This window comes from Bacteroides intestinalis (genome assembly GCF_003464595.1).
Classification (GTDB): domain Bacteria; phylum Bacteroidota; class Bacteroidia; order Bacteroidales; family Bacteroidaceae; genus Bacteroides; species Bacteroides intestinalis_A.
Genome location: NZ_QRZF01000002.1, coordinates 382035 through 406295, shown reverse-complemented (window position 1 = coordinate 406295; position 24261 = coordinate 382035). Strand labels below are relative to the sequence as shown.

24 protein-coding genes and 1 pseudogene are annotated in these 24261 nt (G+C 38.8%); 21 read left to right on the top strand and 4 right to left on the bottom strand.

Going from position 1 to position 24261, the window contains the following annotated elements:
- Window positions 1–402 precede the first annotated feature (402 nt).
- From DWW10_RS04180 to DWW10_RS04155, 5 genes are all read left to right on the top strand, one after another.
- Complete coding sequence (locus tag DWW10_RS04180) at window positions 403–780, top strand: helix-turn-helix domain-containing protein (protein ID WP_118420908.1); 378 nt, start codon at window positions 403–405, stop codon at window positions 778–780.
- A 7-nt stretch (window positions 781–787) separates the two neighbouring features.
- Entirely contained in the window at window positions 788–2062 is a 1275-nt protein-coding gene (locus tag DWW10_RS04175) for a type II toxin-antitoxin system HipA family toxin (RefSeq protein WP_118420907.1), read from the top strand.
- Window positions 2063–2645: 583 nt separating this feature from the next.
- Window positions 2646–2783 carry a hypothetical protein gene (locus tag DWW10_RS26650; RefSeq protein WP_409012347.1) on the top strand — a complete coding sequence of 46 codons (138 nt, stop codon included), beginning with the start codon at window positions 2646–2648 and terminating at the stop codon, window positions 2781–2783.
- Window positions 2761–3213 (top strand): DNA polymerase III subunit beta family protein, encoded by a 453-nt coding sequence (locus DWW10_RS04160; protein WP_182021346.1) that lies wholly within the window; start codon window positions 2761–2763, stop codon window positions 3211–3213. Before DWW10_RS26650 ends, DWW10_RS04160 begins: the two co-directional genes overlap by 23 nt.
- Window positions 3147–3557 carry a DNA polymerase III subunit beta gene (locus DWW10_RS04155; RefSeq protein WP_118420903.1) on the top strand — a complete coding sequence of 137 codons (411 nt, stop codon included), beginning with the start codon at window positions 3147–3149 and terminating at the stop codon, window positions 3555–3557. Before DWW10_RS04160 ends, DWW10_RS04155 begins: the two co-directional genes overlap by 67 nt.
- Before the next feature lie 386 nt (window positions 3558–3943).
- On the opposite strand, the gene DWW10_RS04150 is transcribed toward DWW10_RS04155, so the two are convergent.
- The 4 genes from DWW10_RS04150 to DWW10_RS04135 all read right to left on the bottom strand — a co-directional run bounded on the left by DWW10_RS04150 (window position 3944) and on the right by DWW10_RS04135 (window position 8284).
- The gene (locus DWW10_RS04150) at window positions 3944–5272 is read right to left on the bottom strand and encodes an ATP-binding protein (protein WP_118420902.1); all 1329 of its coding nucleotides are present in this window, start codon (window positions 5270–5272) and stop codon (window positions 3944–3946) included.
- A 726-nt stretch (window positions 5273–5998) separates the two neighbouring features.
- Window positions 5999–6289 (bottom strand): hypothetical protein, encoded by a 291-nt coding sequence (locus DWW10_RS25880; RefSeq protein ID WP_118420900.1) that lies wholly within the window; start codon window positions 6287–6289, stop codon window positions 5999–6001.
- Window positions 6270–6839: an HNH endonuclease family protein gene (locus DWW10_RS04140; RefSeq protein ID WP_118420899.1), complete on the bottom strand. Its 570-nt coding sequence runs from the start codon at window positions 6837–6839 to the stop codon at window positions 6270–6272. Before DWW10_RS04140 ends, DWW10_RS25880 begins: the two co-directional genes overlap by 20 nt.
- Entirely contained in the window at window positions 6836–8284 is a 1449-nt protein-coding gene (locus tag DWW10_RS04135; RefSeq protein ID WP_118420898.1) for an AAA family ATPase, read from the bottom strand. The genes DWW10_RS04140 and DWW10_RS04135 overlap by 4 nt, the downstream gene beginning before the upstream one ends.
- 1438 nt (window positions 8285–9722) lie before the next feature.
- Here DWW10_RS04135 and DWW10_RS04130 point away from each other — a divergent pair.
- The 16 genes and pseudogenes from DWW10_RS04130 to DWW10_RS26320 all read left to right on the top strand — a co-directional run bounded on the left by DWW10_RS04130 (window position 9723) and on the right by DWW10_RS26320 (window position 24255).
- Window positions 9723–10628: a helix-turn-helix domain-containing protein gene (locus DWW10_RS04130; protein ID WP_118421014.1), complete on the top strand. Its 906-nt coding sequence runs from the start codon at window positions 9723–9725 to the stop codon at window positions 10626–10628.
- A gap of 87 nt (window positions 10629–10715) precedes the next feature.
- Window positions 10716–11821, top strand: a pseudogene (locus DWW10_RS04125) (tyrosine-type recombinase/integrase).
- A gap of 73 nt (window positions 11822–11894) precedes the next feature.
- Window positions 11895–12215 carry a helix-turn-helix domain-containing protein gene (locus DWW10_RS04120; protein WP_100054642.1) on the top strand — a complete coding sequence of 107 codons (321 nt, stop codon included), beginning with the start codon at window positions 11895–11897 and terminating at the stop codon, window positions 12213–12215.
- Window positions 12216–12218: 3 nt separating this feature from the next.
- Complete coding sequence (locus tag DWW10_RS04115) at window positions 12219–13484, top strand: type II toxin-antitoxin system HipA family toxin (RefSeq protein WP_118420897.1); 1266 nt, start codon at window positions 12219–12221, stop codon at window positions 13482–13484.
- Window positions 13485–13629: 145 nt separating this feature from the next.
- Window positions 13630–14349, top strand: a complete 720-nt coding sequence (locus DWW10_RS04110; RefSeq protein ID WP_118420896.1) for a hypothetical protein — start codon at window positions 13630–13632, stop codon at window positions 14347–14349.
- Window positions 14350–14532: 183 nt separating this feature from the next.
- Window positions 14533–14898, top strand: a complete 366-nt coding sequence (locus DWW10_RS04105; RefSeq protein ID WP_118420895.1) for a helix-turn-helix domain-containing protein — start codon at window positions 14533–14535, stop codon at window positions 14896–14898.
- Between the two features lie 12 nt (window positions 14899–14910).
- Window positions 14911–16281, top strand: coding sequence for a DUF3987 domain-containing protein (locus tag DWW10_RS04100; RefSeq protein WP_118420894.1), 1371 nt, complete (start codon window positions 14911–14913; stop codon window positions 16279–16281).
- A gap of 76 nt (window positions 16282–16357) precedes the next feature.
- A complete protein-coding gene (locus tag DWW10_RS04095) occupies window positions 16358–17413 on the top strand; it encodes a DUF6371 domain-containing protein (protein ID WP_118421013.1) in 1056 nt (351 codons plus the stop codon).
- Between the two features lie 100 nt (window positions 17414–17513).
- On the top strand, window positions 17514–17861 hold the full coding sequence (locus tag DWW10_RS04090; protein ID WP_118420893.1) for a MobC family plasmid mobilization relaxosome protein: 348 nt from the start codon (window positions 17514–17516) through the stop codon (window positions 17859–17861).
- Window positions 17858–18796 carry a relaxase/mobilization nuclease domain-containing protein gene (locus tag DWW10_RS04085; protein WP_118420892.1) on the top strand — a complete coding sequence of 313 codons (939 nt, stop codon included), beginning with the start codon at window positions 17858–17860 and terminating at the stop codon, window positions 18794–18796. Before DWW10_RS04090 ends, DWW10_RS04085 begins: the two co-directional genes overlap by 4 nt.
- A 20-nt stretch (window positions 18797–18816) precedes the next feature.
- A complete protein-coding gene (locus DWW10_RS04080) occupies window positions 18817–19464 on the top strand; it encodes a hypothetical protein (RefSeq protein ID WP_118420891.1) in 648 nt (215 codons plus the stop codon).
- 118 nt (window positions 19465–19582) lie between these two features.
- The gene (locus tag DWW10_RS04075) at window positions 19583–19780 is read left to right on the top strand and encodes a helix-turn-helix transcriptional regulator (RefSeq protein ID WP_118420890.1); all 198 of its coding nucleotides are present in this window, start codon (window positions 19583–19585) and stop codon (window positions 19778–19780) included.
- 6 nt (window positions 19781–19786) lie between these two features.
- Window positions 19787–21286, top strand: a complete 1500-nt coding sequence (locus DWW10_RS04070) for a class I SAM-dependent DNA methyltransferase (RefSeq protein ID WP_118420889.1) — start codon at window positions 19787–19789, stop codon at window positions 21284–21286.
- Window positions 21287–21334: 48 nt separating this feature from the next.
- Window positions 21335–22327 (top strand): site-specific tyrosine recombinase/integron integrase, encoded by a 993-nt coding sequence (gene xerA, locus DWW10_RS04065; RefSeq protein WP_118420888.1) that lies wholly within the window; start codon window positions 21335–21337, stop codon window positions 22325–22327.
- A 1-nt stretch (window position 22328) separates the two neighbouring features.
- Window positions 22329–23072, top strand: a complete 744-nt coding sequence (locus DWW10_RS04060) for a restriction endonuclease subunit S domain-containing protein (protein WP_118420887.1) — start codon at window positions 22329–22331, stop codon at window positions 23070–23072.
- 10 nt (window positions 23073–23082) lie between these two features.
- Window positions 23083–24255: a restriction endonuclease subunit S gene (locus tag DWW10_RS26320; protein ID WP_118420886.1), complete on the top strand. Its 1173-nt coding sequence runs from the start codon at window positions 23083–23085 to the stop codon at window positions 24253–24255.
- Window positions 24256–24261 lie beyond the last annotated feature (6 nt).

The following is a 24261-nucleotide window of genomic DNA, read 5'->3' as shown; positions in this document are numbered from 1 at the left end:
AAGTTATATACATGTTGCATTTTCTACCGTTTAAACAATAACTTATTGATTATTAATATTTTATATTTCTTGTATGTATCGGGGAAAGGCAATTCTCCCGCTGGTACAGGCGATCGGACAGGATATCATAGTTTACATAAATGCCTTTTAATGGGGTCAATTCAATTTCCACTCTGTTATGTAACTCATTAATAACATCCAAACCATTATTCTCCAACCATGTTGATATATGTGGAAAAATCAGTACTTTAGCAAAACTACCTGATGATAATTCCTTCTGTGGTTAGCGCCAATATCATAAAGGATGATAAGAAAAACAATATTTTAATTAGATAAATAATGTATCATAACAAATGATATATCACATATTATTTATATATTTGCAGTATAATATCATTAGTTATGAAATCAAAAGGAGCTGTATATACTCAAAAGCAGAAAAAGATACTTGAGCAGTTGGGCGAAAATATTCGTCTAGCCCGCCTACGTAGAAAACTATCTTCAAAATCCGTAGCAGAACGTGCAGGTATCGCAGTCTCCACAATGAGCAATGTGGAAAAGGGAGAACCGGGTGTAGGTATAGGAACATATTTACAAGTGTTATCCGTACTTCAACTGGCGGAGGACATTCTGTTGATCGCAGATAAAGATCCTTTGGGAAGAAGGCTTCAGGACAATATGCTGCTTGCACCCAAAAGAGCCCCTAAAAAGAAGAAAGTGAAATCACCGATAGAGCATGTGATCGATGATGGCACGTCTCCTAAACCGGAAATTAATTAGAACGATTATGGCAAATTCAAATACAGAAACAGAAGTCTTCGTATATGCAGACTGGGAAATGTATGATTCCCCTCGCCTGATCGGCATCCTCTACTATAGTTCTGTAAGAGGAAAAGATACTTATTCTTTCGAGTACGATGCCACGTGGTTGAAAGAGGGAATTGAGATTGACCCCGAGTTACCTTTATTCTCCGGAAGGCTTTATTCCGCTTCTTCAAATAACTTTGGTGTTTTTCAAGATTCTGCACCTGACAGGTGGGGAATGAAACTTATCAAACGACGTGAAGCTTTACTGGCTAAAGCCGAAAAAAGGTCCTTGAAAAGAATAGTAGCTATCGATTTCCTTTTGGGAATATATGACCGGCATCGGATGGGTGGTCTGCGGTATAAAACCGATAAAGATGGGGAGTTTGTATGCGAAGACAAATCTCTCGCTGCTCCACCATGGGCATCTTTACGCCAACTGGAACATGCAGTCGAGCAGTATGAAAAGAATGCAGATAAACTGGACGAAGAAACACTTAAATGGATCAATCAATTGTTTGCCCCCGGTTCTTCACTTGGTGGTGCCAGACCTAAAGCCGATGTAACCGACGCAAATCAATATCCGTGGATTGCCAAGTTCCCCAGTAAAAATGATACAACCGATATTGGACTATGGGAAATCATAGTGCATGACTTAGCGATCAAAGCCGGTATCACTGTCCCACAAGCACAAATCAAACAGTTCAGAAGTAAATATCACACGTATCTATCCAAACGGTTTGACAGGACCGAAACAGGAAAAAGAATTCACTATTCTTCGGCTATGACTTTACTAAACCGGTCTGACGGAGACGATGCCTCCGAAGGTAGCAGTTATCTGGATATTGTTGAACTAATAAAGAGCATCAGCTTTAGGCCGATAGAAGATCTTGAAGAGCTTTTCCGCAGGGTAATGTTCTCCGTTTGCGTTTCTAATACTGACGACCATTTACGTAATCACGGTTTTCTCTATACAGAAAACGGGTGGATGCTCTCTCCTGCCTTTGATATCAACCCCAATGAAGATGGAATTGGATTAAAATTGAATATCAATGAAGACGATAATTCATTAGACATGGACCTCGTAATGCTAACGGCCAAATATTACCTCATTTCAGAGAAACGTGCCGAGGAAATAAAGAATGAAGTAGTCAATGCGGTGAAACTATGGAGAAGTGTCGCTAAAAAATATCACGCTTCTGAGTCTGAAATAGTTTTAAAAAGCTTGGCTTTTAATATTATAAATAATCATATATAACTAATGATATATCATCATAATATAGTTCATATATAATATTATATAATTAGTTATATTTTCACATTCATCTTCTGCAATCAATAACTTCGCAATCTCACTATTCTTCCGGAGAAGGGCGAGGTAATTCTACCCCCCTTGTATCCATCATTATCCATTTCCTTCAGTTTGGTAAGCTGATTCTGGAGCTCTATTAACATCTTTAACAACTCATCATTGACTATAATTTCTATGTTACGCCCGTTTCCAAGCCGTTCAGACATTACAATATTTAAGTCGTACTCCTTTGCCAAATTGACAAGAAATTGCTTTGTAAAAATTACTTCCTTTGGTTGTCCTATTTTTTAATGTTTCATATACAAAATATTTAAAGGGATGCACAGAAAATAACAATCCGACAATAGAGAGCAAAATGCTCTCGACGATAGGGAAATAAAAAATTAGACATTATGAAATTTCAGGTATCAGCAAACAGATTGGCAAATAAATTGTCTGCATTAACAAAAGTAATGAACATGAAAACCGTACTGCCTATCCTTCCAATTATCTTTTCGAAATGGACGGGGAAACCCTACGGGTCACCGCTTTGGACGGAGAATGTAGCCAATGCAGCACAATAGCAAACACCGAGGGAAACGGAAAAATCTGTTTACCTGTCGAAAGACTGCTGGACGCTCTCAAAAGCCTCGCCGAACAGCACATTGAATTTGATATCAACGGATGAATATACCATTCCATCGTCATTAGACAACATAGAAGAGGTACTAATCGAAGCAATCACATTGAATACCGCCATCGCTCAATCCATGTTTGCCGTAGGAAATGACGAGTTGCGTCCGATCACGAGCGGAATATACATTACTACAAAAGAGAAAACATTCCAATGCACAGCCTCGGACGGACACAAATTAGTTCGCAATACTTACAAATTGGAAACTCCGATTAAAAACCTGAACTTTGTGCTGCCAACCAAAGCCGCAAAACTGATAAAAAGCCTGACAGACAAGGTTACAACGCCAGTCACCATCAATCATAACGGAAGAGAAGCTATGTTTATCTTCGAAAATGATACTTTACGTTACCGACTATTAGAGGAAAATGCCCGAACTATAACGCTATCATTCCACACGGAAACCACAATACGGCAACTATAGAGAGAAACTACTTATTATCATCCATTAGACGGGTAGGACTGTTTTCAAGCGTTGCAAATAGCATTATAGAAATGATTTTCTCCGATAAGGGCATTGAAATGTCCGGAAAAGACATCGATTATTCCACTTCGGCTAAAGAGACTTTGCTTTGCGCCTACTCAGGGGAGGAATTGAAAATTGGCTTCAAAGGTGAGTTACTTAAACAGATACTGGAAAACTTCACAAACAAAGAAGTCACATTCGAAATAGGCGATTGTTCAACAGCAGCTATAATCAAACCCGTTGGAGAAGATGATAAAACAGAAAACCTGTCACTACTAATTCCCATGGCGTTAGAAGCTTAAAAGCATTAGACCATAGTTACCTTGTACGCATTCCTGCCCTTGCCTGTGAATTTAGCGTGCAGGGTATAATTTAATAATTCAGTTTACAAATACATATCATTGGAAAAGCCACAATGTTTCCAATGACCTACGCTGTCACCTTTTGTATTTTCCCACACAGTTTTCCATATCTCATTTTTAGTCATAAAACTTCCCGGTCATATTCTAACTGGAAAGTCTTATGACCAGGGGATTCCAATAGAAATCGCCGAATAATGAAGAAGCTTATTTAAAATATCCAATAAATCTACTTAAATCGCATTCTCCCAAAACGATGTAGAAACTTTTGATTGTAATACTAAAAAAGAGAGAATGGCATCCGTAACCATCCTTTAAAACACATAACACTACTCTTGAATCACCTTATTAGAAAGTGCATACAAGGGTACCACCTTTATCTTTTCGTAAGAAGAAAATGGTTCCAGACTCGTTCTTATCCCATATTCACTCCCCTTCAACTCCAAAAACTTATACATACTTTGCATGGAGCCTGAGTTGTTGGCTTTTACTTCTACCGGATATATCTTACCCTTACGGCTGATAACATAATCTACTTCTGCCTGTGCACCGCGTTCTATTCGTTGCCAATAATAAAGTTCAGGCTTTGACAAGTAGTTATCATACTTTATTAGTTCCAAACCGGCAAACATCTCAGACAGGCCACCTTTGTTTACAAAATCCATGTCATTTGCAATAAGTACATCTTTAGCCTGAATCCCCAGCAACGACTGCATCAAACCAATATCGAGAAAGAGGAATTTCCTGAATTTCTCATTTACTTCCGCTCCGAGCGGAAGCCCGTTAGCGGCCGTATGGACAACAGGAGTTACTAGCCCGGCTAACGCAAGCAGCGACAATGCTTCTTTTACACTTGTCCCATCTGCTGTATTACTCACCTGAGCATACACAAATTTCCCCCCTGCTTGAAGAACTACGGATTTCAATGTCTGCGAAAGCAATAATGGCGAAATACGTGTCTTATACTTCTTGAAATCGTCCTGATAAGTATCCAATATATCGTTGTGGACGATGCCACACTCCTTATAATTGCATGTTTGTACCCATATTCGCACAGCTTCGGGCATCCCGCCTACTAAGTAATAAGAACGCAGTTGGGATACCATGTCTTCATGCAGGGGAACCGGAAGCGGATGTTCGCAATCGGCGTCGTTTTTCTTAAAACTGACCTGCAATTCCAGTCCCTGAGCTTCCAAAAATTCATCGAAAGAAAAAGGATACATGTACATGGAACGGATTCTTCCAACACCGAATGACAGCAATTCTTTCAATGTAAATTCCAGTAAAGAACCGGCAGCTATAACATGGAGTTCCGGATAATCTTCATAGAAATAACGCAAGGAAGAAATGGCCCGTTGAGACTCTTGTATTTCATCAAAAAAAAGCAGGGTTTCGCCTGGTATTATCGGCGTATTATAGATGGCACTCAATTGGGCACAAATATTCTTCACGTTCAAATTATACCCAAACAATGTCTTTATGTCCTTCTGTCGTTCAAAATTTATCTCGACAAAATACTTAAATTCTTTTCCGAGATGGCGTATTGTCGACGACTTGCCTACCTGTCTGGCGCCTCTGACCAATAAAGGTTTTCTGTTGAGACCACTCTTCCATTCTTCCAGGTACTTATCTATATGTCTTTTAAAATACTGTTTCATACACTTTTATTCATTGGCTTTCAATACAAATATAGGTATAACAAATAAAAAGTCAAATCAAATTTAGAAATAAAACCCAGAAAACGCATACCGAATTTACACATCTACTTCAGAAAAGTCATACCGAAATTTCAAAATAGCCTTTTTTACCCCTGCCATACTTGTACCATTCACGTAAAGCCTACCTATTTTTTCCGCGAAGTTGATTGTATCCCCTCAAGTTCCCTTGCAAGGCACGCCGTTGGCTTTCTTAATGAAAAATCTTCCTTTTTTTCAGAAAAGGTATTTTTCACAGAATCCTTGCAGGAACAGGATACAATCGGAAAGCTGAAAAAATCAGCAGTCTTTCCGATTAATGGATAATCGAAGGGAATAATAAATAATCACTTAAATTAATTAGTAGTCTATGGACAATATTAATGACCTGATGGCTCTTACGTTTGCGAATTTTCAGCCGTCCTGTTTCCACATTACCCGATTTTACCGACCTTTGAGTATGCGCTGTTTTGTTGAAAATGGAAAAGTAGATAGGACTATTAAAATGCAAAAGTCCCGCATTTGGGGCTTGGCTGTATTTTGCATTTACTCTTTCATTATATATTGACGCTGATTGGTTACCAAAAGGGCACAAAAAAGCGTGGAACGTTGTATTTTCAAATATCATAACAGGAACTACCAATCCCTCGAACACAAATGAAAAGAATGCCCACGCCATTAATTGTTCAACTATTTCCGCCCACATAAGATATAATACCCATGAAACCACTTATACTGAAGCAATAATTCCCAGTAAAAGTCACTATCATAATGTTTACTTATTTTATCAAACAATTCAGAAGGACGTTCTACTTCAAACAACTGGCAAAACACCAATGCTCGTAAAAGTTTCGAATTAGCTTTCCACAATTTGCTCCAGCACTGGTGCTTACCAATCAGATACCATATTTTTCGTATCTCCATGAGACGTTCATAATTCAAGTTTAATCGTGTAATGGTATCAGCGATTATTATCTCCATTTATTGAATACATCTTTCCATTCTTGATATAACCCACCTGTTCAAGACAATTAGGAAGTAACATCAACGGAACATTTTTTTCATTTCCACGCGGACCACTGCACATACAACACTCTCTGCTGTTCTCTTCTGAAATCCCGTTACATGAAACGACCAAATTGGCATAAGCTACTATATGAGGATAATGCGTCAACTCTGCTTGTGGCTTCAAAGGAGCAGTTTTAAAAAGATCATTTAGTACAACATGATCATGTAGCACTCGAAAGTTCGTTCTATAATACTTATAGTTTTCTTCATTACATGATCTTGGAATAATATGTTCTAAAGTGATAGCACTACTTGATACATTGCGCATACAATAACAACACAAATTATATTGTTCCTTTCTCAGAAGAGAATCAAATTCTTTTCGATATTCCGGTTTACGAAAATTAGCATAATCAAGTCCTTCGTAATGGCAACCTTCAACATAGGCTTCCGTAAGAAACCTATAAACAATAGCTTCGCCTTTTTCCTTAAAAACAGGTAACTCCTTATTTATGTACCTCATAAAGTTTCCAGTTCTTTTAGCTTGTCTTCAATTTCGGCTAATACTGCCTGATTATCCTCTCCTACTGTCTTCATAATTTTATTGTAGACATTTTGGGCTTTGTCTTCCAGCTTCTGGTATTTTAGAATCACGTAATCGTCAATCAATTCCTTGACCTGCAAATTTCTTGATGGTGTATTCATAAAATCAGACATTGAAGTACTATAATCTACGCCAAACATATTCGGTAGTATATCCGGCTTTTTTTGTCCCATTACCATTCGATAGACTCTATTGCGAGAATCGCCTGAAGCATTCTTTTCCTGAGTGTTCAGGTTTGAAATAACAAGAGGCGAATGCGTGGAGACAATAAACTGAATATTGGGGAATGTATTCATAAACCGTTGCAAGACTTCCTGTTCCAAAGAAGGATGCAAGTGCAAATCCAGTTCATCAATCAGCACAACTCCAGAAGAGTCCGCATTTCCATTCAGAATAAAAGAGCGGTATGCTATATCAAATACAATATAGTAAAGACGCTTGTAACCGGCAGGTAGCTGATCGAATATAATTGATTTATCATCCATCTTGATAACCAGTTTCCATTCCGTACCCCGTTGCTCGGATTGGAGTGATTTTACTTCAAAGGTAGAATCGGTATAACCGGTTGTAACTTCAGAGAATCTTTTTAAACAGGTCAGAATTGTATTCCATTCCCTGAAATTCCCCTCAGTTTCTGTGCGTAGTGCCGCCAACTCTTTTTCCTTTTTCTCCAATTCGACCACAGTATATTTATCAAGATTCTTTAGCACTTTTATTTCATTAGCTACCAATTCCTCCTGTTGTTTATTAGTCAACCACTTTGTATAGCAGTTCTGATACCTGATTTGCCAGATGGATGAGCATGAGGTTTCATCGTCCCACTGATAATAACCAAAATTACGAAGAGAAATCCCATCTTTAGCCAACATATCCTTGGCAAATTTACTAATCCTTGATACTACGTTGGGAAACGAATCTGAATAGAAAGCCAACAAAGGCCACTTTCCTGTTATATTATATCTCTTGACAAATGCGTTATATGCATTCTGGTATAAACCAGTACGAAGTCCAGAATTTGAAGTAGACGGCTTCATTAATTCCCACGATAGTTCTTCACCTTCGAAATTAGCTTCGGACTTGATACTGACAAATCCCGCAGATGTACGTTCTGTCTCATCCCACCAAACTTCGCTGGGCGAAATATTGGCTATCTTCAAATCAGGATTACCAGCTACCAAGACCTCATTTATTTTAGGATCTTTACTCGTTGCAAAGATAAAGCTAAGAGCATTGGTTATCGATCTAATCAAGGAGGTTTTACCCGTACCATTACGGCCAATCAGCACTGTCGCACCGGGAGCAAACTCCAATGCGAAATGTTGAAAGCAACGGAAGTTCTCTATTTCTATCTTATTTAACTTCATAAGTTTATAATTATCACTTCTATATAAACAATAAAAGTAGCAAATTTACTTCTATTTCCCATGAAAAGCATCTATTACTTCACATTGATTAAAGAAATTTCCAATGATTGCTACCAGAAGTTCTTTAACCTGTGAGATAACATCATGGATGGCTTTAGCAGCTATCAACAGAACAGGAACTTAAAAAAAAGAGCGGTTTCTCCCCGTTATACAACTACCTTTCTGTCTCTCTGATAAATATTGTTTTTTCACCTCTTATATCCTACTGTCCCCCCCTGTCGCATCCGTTACTCTTGGCTCTACTGTTTTTCTCTGCAAATTTGATTGCATTAGATACTATTTTTCACCAAGGAACACACGTGTTTTTCCCTTGATAAATCTTGTTCAAATAGTGTGCAATCCTGAAAGCAGAAAAACAAACAGATCCCAAGAGAAGGGATACAAAAAAACATAAAAAACGCCTATTTTTATGACTTATTCAAAGTTACATTATAATTGTACTTAAAAATCGAACATGAATACGAGCACATACAAAAAGGTCATTATCACAGATATTATCCCTACCACACAATAAAATCGCATATAAAAAAAGATATCCTAAATCGCCAGTTTCGCCAACTTCGCAAGATTCGCAAGTAAAAAACTGATTATGCCAACCTACTATTCTCTGATGTTATTTTTTCCAAGTTTCGATGCTGCTAATTTATACTATTCCCGATTCGATCAAAACTTCAATTTGTTAAATAAATCACAAAGTAAGATTATTCTTCCTCCACCAAAATAAAACGACGATCACATCTATCTGCAAACAATGTTGTAACCCCAATAAATACAGAAGAATGCTAACCATAAAAACAGTGCTTCAGCTATAAAAATACATATTGACAAATTTGCATATAACCTTTTTAAAAACTAAATTTGTACCTTAGAGAAAAAGATAAAATTATCGAGATACGGAAACTGATTTTCTCCAAAAATGTAACAAGCAGATTTATAGCTATTTAAGAAAAGTGGTATCTATGTAATTACGGATTTTTGGGAATTGTCCAGAAGTTGTAGAAAGTGATAAATTATTGATTACCAGTATTTTATATCGTATATTTCTTGTACCTTATTTGTACCTTACTATTCATAACAGACTGATTGTCAGCGTCATGAAATCGTCATCAACGACTGCATCGGCAAGTAGGTAGTGATTACCAACGATTAGCATACATTACTATTGATTAATAAGGCGTTGAGGTTCAACGCCTTTCTTTTTGCACCTATCATTGATATTAGTCATTGATAGTGCATTTTCAGCTCATTTTTGTACCGTATTTGGGCCTCGGAGGGATGCAACCGAAAACGTATTGGAAAGGTGATAGAGAAACTTTACGCCATTTTACACGGTTTTACGGGAATTTACAGAAATAACAGAGAAATAATACGAATTAAAATGAGTAGCAACATTGACATTAAAAAAATCTGTAGCTGGTGCGGTGCTGAATTTATCGCCCACAAGACTACAACTACATGCTGTTCGCACAGGTGTGCTAATGCACTGTACAAAAAGAGAAAGAGAGATGAGGTAATCAAGACTAACAATCAGTTTACTGAGAAAATAGTTATCGAAAAGCCCATTGAAAAGATAAAGGATAAGCCTTTTCTCACTATCACAGAAGCTGCTGTTTATCTGGGAGTCACTCGCCCAACTTTATACAGCTATCTAAAGAATGGTGAATTAAAAGCCTCTCGTTTGGGCTGTAAATATCTACTGCGAAAAGACTATATTGACGGGCTATTCAACCGCCCGACAGAATTTCGTATCCAATCAAAGGAACGTGCTCCTATCACCGAGTTCTACACCACAGCCGAAGTCAAAGAGAAATACAATGTAGTCGATTCATGGATCTTTGTTGTAGCCAAGAAGCACAATATACCCAGAACCTTCAATCGTGGCAAGACCTATTGGAGTAAAAAACACATCGATAACTATTTCTCGAAGAAAGCTGCTAATCCGGAAATAACCGAATGGTACACCGTGCAGGAGATTCAAGATAAATTCGATATGACATTAGCAGCTATCTATACGCTTGCCTCAAAGAATGCCATTCCCAAAAAGAAAGAGGGCATCATGGTTTGGTACTCTAAAAAGCATTTTGATATAGCCAAAGGTACAGCCCAGCCCGAAGAACCGCAATACTACACGGTAGCAGAAGCGATGGCAAAATTCAATCTCACCCGAGACCAGCTTTATCATTACGCCAAATATCACAATATTCCCAGAGTGAAAGTCGGCAAATACGTCAAGATCTCCCGACCTGAACTTGATAAATTGTTGGGTGATCCGAATATAAAATAAGTTATTCAGCGGTGACGGTAGTCACCATACTATCACCGCTTTTCTTTGCAATCAAAAAACAAGTATAAACATTTAAAGAACAATCGTATGACACACACATGTACCAAAGTCACAGTACGCCAAAGAGCTATCCGTAACGACAAAATTTCTCTCTACCTTGATTATTATCCAGCAATTCGCCATCCCGAAACCATGATTATGAGCCGTCGGGAGTACCTTGGCATTTACATCTACGCCCATCCCAAAAATGAGATGGAGCGTGAGTTCAACAACGATATGCTGAACAAAGCCGAAGCCATCCGCTGTATCCATGTGCAGTCACTAATCAACGAAGAGTTCGGTTTCTTAGACAAACACAAAATGAAAGCCGACTTCCTCGCTTACTTTGCCAAGATGATGAAGAGTAAAGATCAAAAATGGAAAGTAGTCTATGCCCACTTCCATAACTTCGTACAGGGCAAATGCACCTTTGGTGAAGTGAATGTGGATCTCTGTAAACGCTTTCGGACTTACCTATTAAATGCCAAACAGCTAAAACACACCGAACATAAAGTATCGCTCAACTCCGCAGCAGGCTACTATTCCACATTCAGAGGTTTGTTAAAAATCGCTTATCGTGATAAGTTGCTCCGTGAGAACATCAATGACTTTTTAGAGAAGATTGAGTATGAGGACGTAAAGAAAGAGTATCTCACATTAGACGAAGTGAAACAATTAGCAGCCACCCCTGCGACATCCCTGTTCTAAAAGCGGCCGCTCTGTTCTCCTGTCTAACAGGACTTCGTATCAGTGACATTATGAACCTGCAATGGTCAGACTTCGGTATTGCCCCCGATCAAGGCTACTGCATTCGCATCCGTACTCAAAAGACTAAAACCGAAGCCACACTCCCCATCAGCCACGAGGCTTTTGAACTATGCGGAGAGGTCGGAACGGGTAAAGTCTTTAAGGGACTTAGTCGAAGCATGATAAATTATCCATTGAAAAACTGGCTAAAGCAAGCTAAGATATTGAAACATATCACATTTCATTGTTTTCGACACTCGTATGCCACCCTCCAAATTGCCGCAGGGACAGATATTTATACCGTCAGCAAGATGCTCACTCACCGCAATGTGTCAACTACACAAATATACGCAGAGCTGGTGAGTGAAAAGAAACGTGAGTCGGCAAATAAAATCTCACTGAAATAAAATATAAGTCATCAACATATCATATAATAAATAAATAGCATTATATTTGCATATTATATGATATGTTGCAGTTATGGCAAAGAACACAATGGGTACTAAGTTACCTCGGAAATTAGAGCAAAAAATGGAAATTGTAGGTGAGCAAATCAAATTAGCACGCCTACGTCGTAATTTGAGTGTAGCACAGGTGGCTGAACGAGCTACCTGCTCACCTCTCACGGTATCACGCATCGAAAAGGGTGTGCCTACCGTTGCCATAGGTATCTATCTTCGTGTGCTTTACGCTCTGCAACTGGATGAAGATATTCTCTGGCTTGCCAAAGAGGACAAATTAGGAAAATCACTACAAGATTTGACCTTAAAGAATCGTGAGCGTGCATCTAAAAAGGAATAAACAATGAAAAAGCTGCTGGTATATGCCGACTTTGATTGGCTGAAAGATATTGAACTTATCGGAGAGCTAAGCTATGAATCCCTTCGTGGTTCAGATAGTTACGCTTTCAAATTCGATGATGAATGGCTGAAGCGATATGGCAACCTATTTATTAGTGCAGACCTGAATAACTACAAAGGACTGCAATACACACAACCTGAGAAAGATATTTTCGGATGCTTCTCCGATGCCTTGCCCGACCGCTGGGGACGTACTCTACTCAATCGTAGAGAGCAGATCTTGGCTTCCGAAGAGAAACGTCCTATCCGCCGCTTATCCTCATTTGATTATCTACTGGGAATTGATGATTCATCTCGCATGGGAGGATTTCGGTTTAAAGAAACACCCAATGGCGATTTTATCAACTCAAGCAATACGCTACGCATACCACCATTAACCAGCATCCGTGAATTGATTCATGCCAGTGGGGAGGTTGAAAAAAGCGAAGAGGAAAACAAACTACCTGATAAGAAGTGGCTCACTCACTTAGTACAACCCGGCTCGTCATTAGGTGGAGCCAGACCGAAAGCCAGCGTAGTCGATACGGATAAAGTGTTATATGTTGCCAAATTTCCCTCTCGCAAAGATGATTACAACGCAGGGCTTTGGGAACACTTCTGCCATCTATTGGCTAAGAAAGCAGAGATCAATGCAGCATCTACACAAGTAATTTCCACAAGCGACAAGTACCACACACTCTTATCACGTCGTTTTGATAGAACCGATGACGGAAAGCGAATACATTTTGCCTCTGCTATGACATTACTTGGACTTGCGGACGGTGCTAACGCAAGCACCGGAAACGGTTACTTAGATATGGTGGACTTCATACTTCAACATTGCACTGAGGTAAACAAGAACCTTCAAGAGCTATACCGTCGTGTAGCTTTTAACATTTGCATCGGTAACTCCGATGATCACTTCCGCAATCACGGTTTTCTGCTCACATCTAAAGGTTGGACACTATCCCCTGCTTACGATATGAATCCAACGCTGAATGAATATCAGAGTCTACTTATTTCTAAGTCTTCCAACAAAGCAGACTTAGAAATTCTATTAGATGCTTGTGAAGACTATATGCTACCTCAAGACGTAGCCACAAAAATTATCACTGAAGTTGTAACAGCCGTAAGAGATTGGAAAATATTGGCTACCAAACTAGGGATAGTGAACAGCGAAATGGAATTATTTGGAAGTACCTTTAGTTATAGAATTAAAGAGTACATCTAATTCTTTGGCAAAACGAATAGTTATTTATCCCACAATGTGGACAAACGCTACCATATCAACGCCAAATGCGGACAATTGCACAAACATTTTGGAATCAATAAGTTATTAGCATATATTTGCGCACAAATGATAACTATTGATTAATATGACAGCTAAGAGAATCGACTACATTATTATAGATTCTTTCTTATGTGCATCAATATTGAGTATTGCTGTGATAGCCCGTATGTTTGCAGTAACAGAACTCAAAATGGATGAGTTCTCAGGTCTTATGATCTTTTTCGTGACTTGCCTATTACTTGGTGGTTTCTATTTTAGTTTCCAATCCATATTGAATGATTCTCTTTTGCCTGTGGTAGAGCGGATTTTCAGAAAGAAATACCCACACTTAGAGCCCGAAATTGTAGTAGAACCGCTTGTAGAAACACCACAAGAACAAGAGCAGGAGGAGCCTGCCGTGCTTAACTATGGAGAATATAAACAAGCCGCACAATATAAATTTGCGCAAGAGCAGGTACAAACTTTGGAAAAGGTTCTATCCTATACGGGACAAGAGATGGCATTGTATATGACCGAGAAAGATTTGCAACAGATTTGCGAGCATATCCGTGCTTTTCAATTCGCAACAGAACAAGAGTGTGAACAGATAAAAACGCCCGTTACCGTTGATGCCAAACTAAAATCCATTGACCTGATGCACTTCGGTTGGAATATTGGTAACCAATTCAAGAAATCGGGCATTGAGACGGCTACTTTCATCAAGTACATTTTCGCCAAAGAGTTGAAAGATAGCGAAATTTCAACTATCAAGCGAAAACTCAGAGCAGAGGGAACTTGCATTATCAAAATCAAAGAGGAACTATAAATTATACTTTCTACACAACATTCAGGTGATCACCGCACGTGGTCGCCTTTTTTTTAGATTTAACCCGTTGATAAACAATAACAATTACCACTGATAAGTTATTGATCAGTTATATCTTGGTGACTAATTTCACCATAAAATCACCAGTTTTCTTTGCACACGAACTATTAAAATCAAGAGTTTATGTGTAAACAAGAAATCACTTTTGATAAGTTACCGCAAGCGATAACTTATCTGACCGAACAGGTCGCAGAGTTAAAACAGTTGGTGTCAGAGCTTCAGCCACCGCAATCAGAAAAGCATCTACTAGTTGGCATTGACGATGCTTGCCGTATTATCCAAAAAGCCAAACCTACCGTCTATGCCCTTGTGCGTAAAGGATTGCTACCTTCTTATAAAAAAGGGAAGCAGCTCTATTTTTATGAGGATGAATTACTGGCATGGATAGAAAACGGTCGGAAGAATACTTCACAACAGAACTACGAGCAAATGCTGGCTTCGATGCAAAACGGAATACGTCGCAAACCCAAATCAGGCTTTAACCTTTAATCCGTCAGAGTTATGGAAAAGAAATCAATAACTCCCGAAGGAATTATCAATCAAGCAATGGGAATGAATATGTCTTTTGCAGGCGCAGAATTCCCAGTTGAGATATTTCCATCTAAGATTCAGCAAATTATACACGAGGTGTATGAGTGTCAAAGTTATCCTATTGATTATACGGCCGCCTCTATCCTGACTGCCATTGCAGCAGGAATAGGCAATACCCACCTTGTCCAAATGAAACAAGGTTGGGTAGAGAGTGCCATTTTGTTTGTAGCATTGGTCGGCCGACCGGGTGCAAACAAAAGCCATCCCCTCAGCTTTGCCATGAAGCCCTTTATTAACTTCGACTATCAGCAAAATCTGGAATTTGGGAAGCTGTATGCTAAGTATGAGCAAGATATATCTATGAGTAAAAAAGAGCGTCAGGATGCTGGTGCGGAGGAGTTTCCACAAGAACCAATCCGCAAACGCTTTCTGGTTTCGGACATTACACCCGAAGGATTGAGTTATATCCATGCACAGAATAAACGTGGGCTTTGCCTCTGGTCGGACGAACTTTCGGCATGGTTTAAAAACTTCAACCGTTATAATAATGGTTCGGAAGAACAGTTCTGGCTGTCGGTATTCAGTGCCAAGACTGTTATTTCCGATAGAAAGAATGCTAAAAGTTCCGTTTTCATCACCCGTCCATTCATTCCGGTGATCGGCACCATCCAGAAAAAGATTCTCAGCGATTTAGCTCATGGCGACCGGTCAAGCAACGGATTTATCGACCGTATCCTGTTCATCATGCCCGCCATTCAGCAAAAGGCTCGATGGAACGAGAAAGATATTTCTCCCGATTTAGAAGTTCAATGGCATACACTACTAAATGGACTTATCAACATAGAGTGCTCATTTGATGAGAACAATGAGATTCATCCTTCAATCGTTACCTTCAGCGAAGAAGCTCGCAGACTATTGTATAAATGGCAGCATAACCACGCAGACCTATGCGATAATCTCAGCAATGAAATGCTTTTAGGAATATATTGTAAACTGGAAATCTATATCATTCGCTTTTGCTTGGTGATACAGATAACCCGTTGGCTCTGCGGGGAATGTGGCAAAGATCAGGTAGACACGGAAACCGTTCAACGAGCGATTCTGCTAACAGAATATTTCAAACAAACGGCTACCAGGGTGCAAAACCTAATGAACGAAACGGCTCTTACGGTTCAACAGCAATCCATTCTATTTCAACTCCCGGAACTTTTCACCACTGCGCAAGGCATAGAGGTAGCAGGCTGTCAAGGAATGAAAGAGCGAGCTTTCAAAGAATTTCTGAGTAAACACACTGGAAGTCTTTTCCAAAAAGACCGTCACGGAGAATACAGAAAAGTATAACCGCATTATCCACACTATTCACATTTTGAGAAACCAAAATGCAGAAAATGTCGAAAATGCACTAAAAAAAGAATCAATGACACACAGATTTATATTAGAACCATACAAAAGTATTGCCTCCCGACACACCTGTCCAGAGTGCAAGCACAAAAGATGTTTTTCCCGATATGTTGATACGGAGGGAGTAATCTCCTTTCCCGAATACGTCGGGCGGTGCAACCGTGAACAGAAATGTGGTTACCACCTCACACCCAAAACATACTTTGAACAGAATCCTGAACAAAGCGAACAGTCACAAGTGCGTGAACGTTTGTTCCGCCCGACTCCACCTCCATCACCAACAAGCTATATAGACGGAACTCTAGTAGAACGGTCAATGAGCCATTACAAAGAAAACAAACTGTTCCAATTCCTATCTACTCAGTTTGGTGAGGATGAATCATTGCGACTAATGAAGCTTTATCAAGTAGGAACGGCCAACCATTGGCAGGGTTCAACCGTATTTTGGCAGACAGACACACACGGCAAAGTGCGCACAGGAAAAATTATTCTATATAACCCAGCAACAGGTAGGCGTATTAAAGAGCCTCACAATCATATCACATGGGTACACTCCATTCTTCATAAGGATGGCTTTAATCTGAAACAATGTTTCTTTGGCGAGCACCTATTGTCTAAAGAGAGTACAAAGTCCGTGGCCATTGTAGAAAGTGAGAAGAGTGCCCTTATCGCCAGTTCTTATCTGCCACAATATTTATGGATCGCTTCGGGTGGCAAGAATGGCTGTTTCCGTGAGGAGAATCTCAGTGTTCTTAAAGGCAGAAACGTCGTACTCTTTCCAGACTTGGGAGCCACCGATGACTGGGTGGCCCGAATTACCACAATGCAGCGAATAGGAATTACCGTCAAACTCTTCGACTATTTGGAGAAGAATGCCACCCCGGAACAACGGGAAAATGGATTCGACATCGCCGATTTCTTATTGGAGATGAAACGACCGCAAGCTATTTTACAAGGTATGATCGCAAAGAATCCAGCTCTCAATTTGCTGATAAAAGAGTTGAATTTGAAGCTCATCGAAGAATCTGTACGACCTATTTCCACCGCAAAGAGAAAAGGATTCAAGCTTTAAGTAAAATCGTAGATTTTGAGATAGCAAGTTTATGTTTTGGGTGTCCCAAAACCTTGTCTTAATCCCGTTGGTCTACAAAATTGAATAAAAAAATCAACGTATGAAAGTATACAATAAAGGTGGAAGACCCACCAAATCATTGATAGAGAAACGCACCTATCGGGTGAACCTTAAGATGAATACTGAGGAGTATTACACACTCAAGACACGTGCATCGGAAGCAGGAATTTCACCATGCGATTTTATCAGAGTTGTGATCCTAAAGGCTGAAATACGGCAACGGCTTTCACCCGAATGGATGGAACATATTCGCAAACTATCAGGCATGGCAAACAACCTGAATCAGATTGCACACAAAGCAAATGCGGCAAGTTATCCGGATGCTCGAATGGAATACCTGTACTTAGCCGACAAGATTGATCACCTGTTAAACCTGATACAACAATGATGGCAAAAATAGTAAAAGGAACAACCTTTGGCGGTGTAGTAAAATACATTCTCGACCCGGCGAAACAGACTAATTTATTGAATTCCGATGGTGTACGCCTAAAGAACTTGGACTCTATTGTTCAAAGCTTCGAGGCTCAACGAGAACTAAACCCACGAGTAAGCAAGCCTGTGGGACACATCTCGTTGGACTTCTCAGCACAAGACCGAGCCAAGCTAACCGATGAAGTGATGACACAGATTGCACACAACTATATGAACCGTATGGGTATAGTAAGCACACAGTACATCATTGGCAGACATCACGATAAGGAGCACCCACATCTACATATAGCCTTTAATCGTGTGGATAACAACGGACGCACCATCTCCGACCAAAACGATCGTTTTCGTAGTGAAAAGATATGCAAAGAGCTAACCGCCAAGTACAAACTATACTTCGCAAGCGGTAAGGAGCAAGTAAAATTGCATCGTCTAAAAGAACCTGATAAAACCAAGTATGAGATTTACGATGCTCTGAAAACAACTGTTCCTCAATGTAGAAACTGGAGAGAGTTATTGGAACGATTGAATAGTGAAGACATCACTGTTGAATTTAAGATGAAGAGTGGAACCAATGAGCCACAAGGCATCAAGTTCAGCAAGAACGGCTACCATTTCAACGGCTCAAAGGTAGACCAACAGTTCAGCTTTTCAAAGATAGACTTTGCATTACAACGAAATATTCATGCAGATCAGAAGCAAGAGACAAACATCCAGCCACCTTCACAGAAATCTCAACAGGGATTTACCTCTCCTGACTCTGATAGTTTGCTAAGTGGCATAGGTGGATTATTTGATGGGATACTTACACCTAGTCCTGCTTACGATCCCGAAGAAGAAGCTTTCCGTCGCCAAATGCAACGGAAGAAAAAGAAAAAAGGAATAAGAAGATAACAATCTAAAAACAAAAAAATATGGATATAAAAATTATCATTTCCATGTTCGAGGACTTGAAAAAGTTAACCTCAGAACAGTTTAGTAGCCTTTCGAAATTGGTTGAATCTCTGGCTAATGTCAAATCCGATCAGTCTGTACTGCCAATTATACCGCAGGCGAACCTATCAGAATTAGAAAACCATGTGACTGAAACTAATGAACTTATCAAAGAAGGATTCCAGAAACAACAAGAACAATTACATGAATTTCAGCAGAAGTTAGAGAAACAGAAGGATAAGCCCCTACCCGTTCAGAAGCATCTTCATTCCATAGAGTTAAAATCGTCAAAGGTAGTCATTACATTGGTCTCGCTTGGCGTAGCACTACTCTGTTCTATGAGTTGCAACATCTATCAGTTCTCAGCAAACAGCCGTTTGAGTAATAACGATATTAAGTTCCGTTACATCAAAGCATTTGGCGAAATCACCCCTAAAAACCTGCTGAAGCTCGAAACCATCTTTGAGTATAAGCCTGATAAACAGAAGCAACACTCGCTACGTCGGATGGTCGAAGAGCATGAACAACGTGTAGAGCAGCGAGCCCGAGACCTTGAACAAGCCCGGCTCAAAGAGGCACAAGCCGAACAACTGCGACAGGAAGCAGACAAAATTAAACAAAAAAAGTAGATAGTCAATGAGTTGAAAAGATGGAGAAAATAAAAAGTCTTCATCTTTTCGTTATTATATAGCGGAATATTTCATATCTTTATAGCCAAATAAAAGAAAACATCAATATTTAATTGATATGAACCGAATAAAAGAAGTCCTCGAAGAAAAAGGAATTAAGCAAACATGGCTCGCAGAAAAAATAGGCAAAAGCTTCAGTCAAACCAATGCCTACGTTTGCAACCGCCGCCAACCTAGCTTGGAACAACTCTTCGAAATAGCAAAGGTATTAAACGTTGATGTAAAGGATTTAATCGAAAGTAATAAGAAACAATAGTATAATATGGCTAATTCAGCAGAAATAGGATTTGAAAGAGATATTTGGAAAGCAGCGGATTTGTTAAGAGGCAACATGGATGCTTCTGAATATAAATCAGTTGTGTTAGGTTTAATATTTTTAAAATATATATCAGATAGATTTGAAGCAAAGTATCATTCTTTGATTGATGAGGGCGATGGTTTTGAAGAGGACAAAGACGAATATACATCAGAAAATATTTTCTTTGTTCCCAAAGAAGCAAGGTGGGAGACTATCTCCAAATCTGCTCATACCCCGGAAATTGGTACTGTAATAGATGAAGCTATGCGCCTTATAGAGAAAGAGAACACCCGCTTGAAAGGTATTCTACCTAAGAACTTTGCTCGCCCAGAACTAGATAAACGAAGATTAGGAGATGTCGTTGATCTATTTACTAATATTTCCATGAAGGAACATGGGGATAGCAAAGACATTCTTGGTCGTGCTTATGAATACTGTCTTTCTAAATTTGCAGAAGCCGAAGGTAAGTTAGCTGGAGAATTTTACACCCCTGCTTGCATTGTCCGTACACTTGTAGAGGTATTACAACCTTATAAAGGTAGAGTTTATGATCCAGCTTGTGGCTCTGGTGGTATGTTTGTGCAATCTGCAAAATTCATCGAACGACATCAGGGTAATATTAACAATATATCTGTGTTTGGGCAAGATAGCAATCCCACAACATGGAAAATGGCACAAATGAATCTTGCTATTCGTGGTATAGAAGCTGATTTAGGCAAATTCAATGCCGACACATTCTTTGATGACCAGCATCCTACTCTAAAGGCAGACTTTGTCTTAGCTAACCCTCCTTTTAATATGAGTGATTGGGGTGCTGATAAATTGCAAGATGATGCACGTTGGAAATATGGTATCCCTCCGGCAGGTAATGCCAACTTTGCATGGCTTCAACACATGATTTACCACCTTTCTCCAAACGGACAAATAGGTATGGTCCTTGCAAACGGTTCCTTATCATCACAAACCGGAGGTGAAGGTACCATTAGGGAAAATATCATAAAAGCCGACCTTGTAGAAGGTATAGTAGCTATGCCTTCACAGTTATTTTATACGACAGGAATACCGGTATCGCTATGGTTCTTAAACCGTGCAAAAAAGCAGACAGGAAAGATATTGTTTGTTGATGCTCGTAATATGGGCACTATGGTATCTCGTAAACTACGGGAACTGACTGAAGATGATATTCTAAAAATAGCAGATACTTTCAATCAGTTTAATAACGGTACATTAGAAAATGAAAAAGGATTCTGTGCCGCAGTAAGTTTAGATGAAGTATCTAAACAAGATTATATTCTTACTCCCGGTAGATATGTCGGTATAGCTGATACGGAAGACGATGGTGAACCATTTGAAGAGAAGATGGAACGACTTACTACCGAGCTATCAGGCTTGTTTGCTCAATCACATGATTTGGAAGAAGAAATACGTAAACAATTGGGTAGCATCGGATTTAGGATTAAATAAATTGTCTTTCGTATTCTTGGTTTAGTACATTACTAACAAATAAGAAATATGAAAGAAAAATTAATTCAAGAGATTAGCAACGCTATGGCAGATGTTTTAGATATAGAACAACAAGCTCAACTTAATGGTATATTACTTCAAATAATAAGTAAATACACTATTGCAGAAGATGGGGAGAAGACGCATGAAGATATTGCGACAAACGACCGTCTACTGGAAGTTTTTCTGTCCGCCAAGCAAGTGGAAGGATGCACAACTCCTACCATTAAGTATTATAGTTCTACCATCAAACAGCTTTTCAAGAAGATGCCTAAAAAGGTTGTGAATTATACGACTGAGGATATTCGTGCCTACCTTGCAGTATTTCAACGCAAGAATAAATCAAGCAAAGTAACTATTGACAATATTCGCCGCATCTTTTCATCATTCTTTGCTTGGCTCGAAGAAGAGGACTATATTCTGAAAAGCCCTATTCGAAGAATACATAAAGTAAAAACAGGTACACAAATCAAAGCGGTTTTAACAGATGAAAATATAGAGCATTTGCGTGACAACTGTAAAGAGCCACGTGATCTTGCAATCATTGACCTATTAGCATCTACAGGAATGCGTGTTGGTGAATTAGTTAAACTTAATCGTGAGGATATCAATTTTAACGAACGAGAGTGTATCGTATTTGGTAAGGGGAACAAAGAAAGAATTGTCTATTTCAATGCGCGTGCTAAAATTCATCTTGAGCAGTATCTCGCAGCTCGAAAAGACCGTAACAAGGCTTTGTTCGTCTCTTTAGCAAAGCCACATAACCGGCTTGAAATATCAGGAGTAGAAACAAGGTTACGTAAAATTGGTAAACAATGTAAGATTGTACGTGTACATCCACACAAATTCCGAAGGACATTGGCTACAATGGCTATAGATAAGGGGATGCCTGTAGAACAAGTACAACGACTACTTGGTCATGTAAAGATTGACACCACAATGCACTATGCTATGGTGAATCAAAACAATGTAAAACTATCTCATCGTAAATTTATAAATTAGTATGCTAAATAGGAATAGTACATATTATACTAATTATCATTCTGTACCGCAAAATAGATACAGAAATGATAATTTAGAGCAGCAGGCACAGGCGTTATTCAAGGCTTGGTTCGTGGATTTCGAACCGTTCAAGAATGGAAAATTTGTGGAATCAGAACTGGGGATGATACCGGAAGGGTGGAGAATAGTGTCCTTCAGTTCATTTATTAGTCCAATTAATGAAAAAGTACTTGTTGGTAATCTTCCTGAGTATTCAGTTACAAATAATGGAATTATTCCACGTTCTGAGAAGTATAAAAAGCAATTAAGTAATTCTAACTCCCAAAACAAAGTTCTTCGTAAAAATAATCTTGTATTTGGTATGAGCCGTGAAATACTTAATTGGGGCATAATGATGGATGAAATCGGTAGTGTGAGTTCCGCATACAACATATATGATGTCAATCCATTAATTATCAATCCTTTGTATTTGAAATATTATATGGAATCTCATATCAGCTCTTTCAATGATTTAATAGGAACAGCTGCAAGAGAAGGCCAAGCATTAGATAAGGGAGCCCTAAATAACAAGGTTATCTATATTCCAACTCATGAGGTATGGAACAAATTCCTAAGATTGGACCAATTTCTAAGAACAATGCAAAGAAGAAACCTGCATGAAATTCGCAATTTAGAGCAATTAAGAGACACATTGCTGCCGAAACTGATGTCCGGCGAGCTTGAAATTAACAATTTGAACCGCTAAATTCTCATTTATGGAAGAATGTAATAAAATAGAAATACAGCATATTTGCTCAAATATATGTAGTGGTGGCACTCCCAAGAGTACCATTGCAGAATACTATGGCGGTAATATTCCTTGGCTTAACACCAAAGAAATAAATTTCAACCGCATTTATAAAACAGAAAAAACAATAACAGATGAAGGATTTAATAATTCATCTGCCAAATGGATTCCTTCAAATTCTGTAATTGTCGCAATGTATGGAGCAACAGCAGGAAAAACAGCTATCACTCAGATTCCGCTAACAACTAATCAAGCGTGTTGTAATCTAACTATAGATTCTACCAAAGCGGATTATAGATTTGTTTATTATGCTTTATGCAATAATTATTCCTACCTCGCATCGCTTGCCAATGGTGGAGCACAGCAAAATCTAAATGCAAAACAAATAAAAGAATTTGAGATACCTTTTCCCTCTCTCAGAGAACAGAAACGTATTGCAGATATTCTTTTCTCTCTTGATGACAAAATCGAACTAAACCGCCGGATAAATGATAATTTAGAGCAGCAGGCACAAGCGTTGTTCAATTACTATTTCATTGACAACCGTAATAAATTAGGTGATTATACGGAAAGCAATCTTACTCAGATAGCAACTTACCTGAATGGATTAGCAATGCAAAAATATCGTCCATCCTATGGAGAAATAGGGATTCCGGTTCTAAAAATAAAAGAACTGGGACAAGGATTTTGCGATATTAGTAGCGATTTGTGTTCTCCCTCTATTCGTTCCGAATATATTGTTAACGATGGAGATATAATTTTCTCTTGGTCTGGCACATTAATGATTGACACTTGGTGTGGAGGAACATGCGGACTTAATCAACATTTGTTTAAAGTTAATTCTGAATTATATCCTCAATGGTTCATTTATTTCTGGACTAATCATCATTTAGACAAATTTATTCGAGTAGCAAAAGATAAAGCCGTAACAATGGGACATATAAAACGCTCTGAATTAGTTAGTTCAGAGGTAATAATTCCAAATAAAACTACATTGGAAAATTTAGATAAAATATTTAAGCCCATATTTGAGGAGTCAACATCAAAGAAAATAGAAAATAGAAAATTAGAAGAAGTTCGGAATACTTTGCTTTCCAAACTTATGTCTGGTGAGTTAAAAATTAACGATTTACACAGCTAAATTCTC

What these genes read in the sequence shown, in the direction of transcription:
- xerA (WP_118420888.1), top strand. Translation starts at nt 21,335, where the DNA reads ATGAAAGAAAAATTAATTCAAGAGATTAGCAACGCTATGGCAGATGTT.
- DWW10_RS04140 (WP_118420899.1), bottom strand. Translation starts at nt 6,839, where the DNA reads ATGAGGTACATAAATAAGGAGTTACCTGTTTTTAAGGAAAAAGGCGAA.
- DWW10_RS04100 (WP_118420894.1), top strand. Translation starts at nt 14,911, where the DNA reads ATGGAAAAGAAATCAATAACTCCCGAAGGAATTATCAATCAAGCAATG.
- DWW10_RS04095 (WP_118421013.1), top strand. Translation starts at nt 16,358, where the DNA reads ATGACACACAGATTTATATTAGAACCATACAAAAGTATTGCCTCCCGA.
- DWW10_RS04110 (WP_118420896.1), top strand. Translation starts at nt 13,630, where the DNA reads ATGACAGCTAAGAGAATCGACTACATTATTATAGATTCTTTCTTATGT.
- DWW10_RS04130 (WP_118421014.1), top strand. Translation starts at nt 9,723, where the DNA reads ATGAGTAGCAACATTGACATTAAAAAAATCTGTAGCTGGTGCGGTGCT.
- DWW10_RS04150 (WP_118420902.1), bottom strand. Translation starts at nt 5,272, where the DNA reads ATGAAACAGTATTTTAAAAGACATATAGATAAGTACCTGGAAGAATGG.
- DWW10_RS04180 (WP_118420908.1), top strand. Translation starts at nt 403, where the DNA reads ATGAAATCAAAAGGAGCTGTATATACTCAAAAGCAGAAAAAGATACTT.
- DWW10_RS04080 (WP_118420891.1), top strand. Translation starts at nt 18,817, where the DNA reads ATGGATATAAAAATTATCATTTCCATGTTCGAGGACTTGAAAAAGTTA.
- DWW10_RS26320 (WP_118420886.1), top strand. Translation starts at nt 23,083, where the DNA reads ATGGAAGAATGTAATAAAATAGAAATACAGCATATTTGCTCAAATATA.
- DWW10_RS04115 (WP_118420897.1), top strand. Translation starts at nt 12,219, where the DNA reads ATGAAAAAGCTGCTGGTATATGCCGACTTTGATTGGCTGAAAGATATT.
- DWW10_RS04075 (WP_118420890.1), top strand. Translation starts at nt 19,583, where the DNA reads ATGAACCGAATAAAAGAAGTCCTCGAAGAAAAAGGAATTAAGCAAACA.
- DWW10_RS04175 (WP_118420907.1), top strand. Translation starts at nt 788, where the DNA reads ATGGCAAATTCAAATACAGAAACAGAAGTCTTCGTATATGCAGACTGG.
- DWW10_RS04105 (WP_118420895.1), top strand. Translation starts at nt 14,533, where the DNA reads ATGTGTAAACAAGAAATCACTTTTGATAAGTTACCGCAAGCGATAACT.
- DWW10_RS04070 (WP_118420889.1), top strand. Translation starts at nt 19,787, where the DNA reads ATGGCTAATTCAGCAGAAATAGGATTTGAAAGAGATATTTGGAAAGCA.
- DWW10_RS04135 (WP_118420898.1), bottom strand. Translation starts at nt 8,284, where the DNA reads ATGAAGTTAAATAAGATAGAAATAGAGAACTTCCGTTGCTTTCAACAT.
- DWW10_RS04085 (WP_118420892.1), top strand. Translation starts at nt 17,858, where the DNA reads ATGATGGCAAAAATAGTAAAAGGAACAACCTTTGGCGGTGTAGTAAAA.
- DWW10_RS04120 (WP_100054642.1), top strand. Translation starts at nt 11,895, where the DNA reads ATGGCAAAGAACACAATGGGTACTAAGTTACCTCGGAAATTAGAGCAA.
- DWW10_RS04090 (WP_118420893.1), top strand. Translation starts at nt 17,514, where the DNA reads ATGAAAGTATACAATAAAGGTGGAAGACCCACCAAATCATTGATAGAG.
- DWW10_RS04060 (WP_118420887.1), top strand. Translation starts at nt 22,329, where the DNA reads ATGCTAAATAGGAATAGTACATATTATACTAATTATCATTCTGTACCG.
- DWW10_RS25880 (WP_118420900.1), bottom strand. Translation starts at nt 6,289, where the DNA reads ATGGAGATAATAATCGCTGATACCATTACACGATTAAACTTGAATTAT.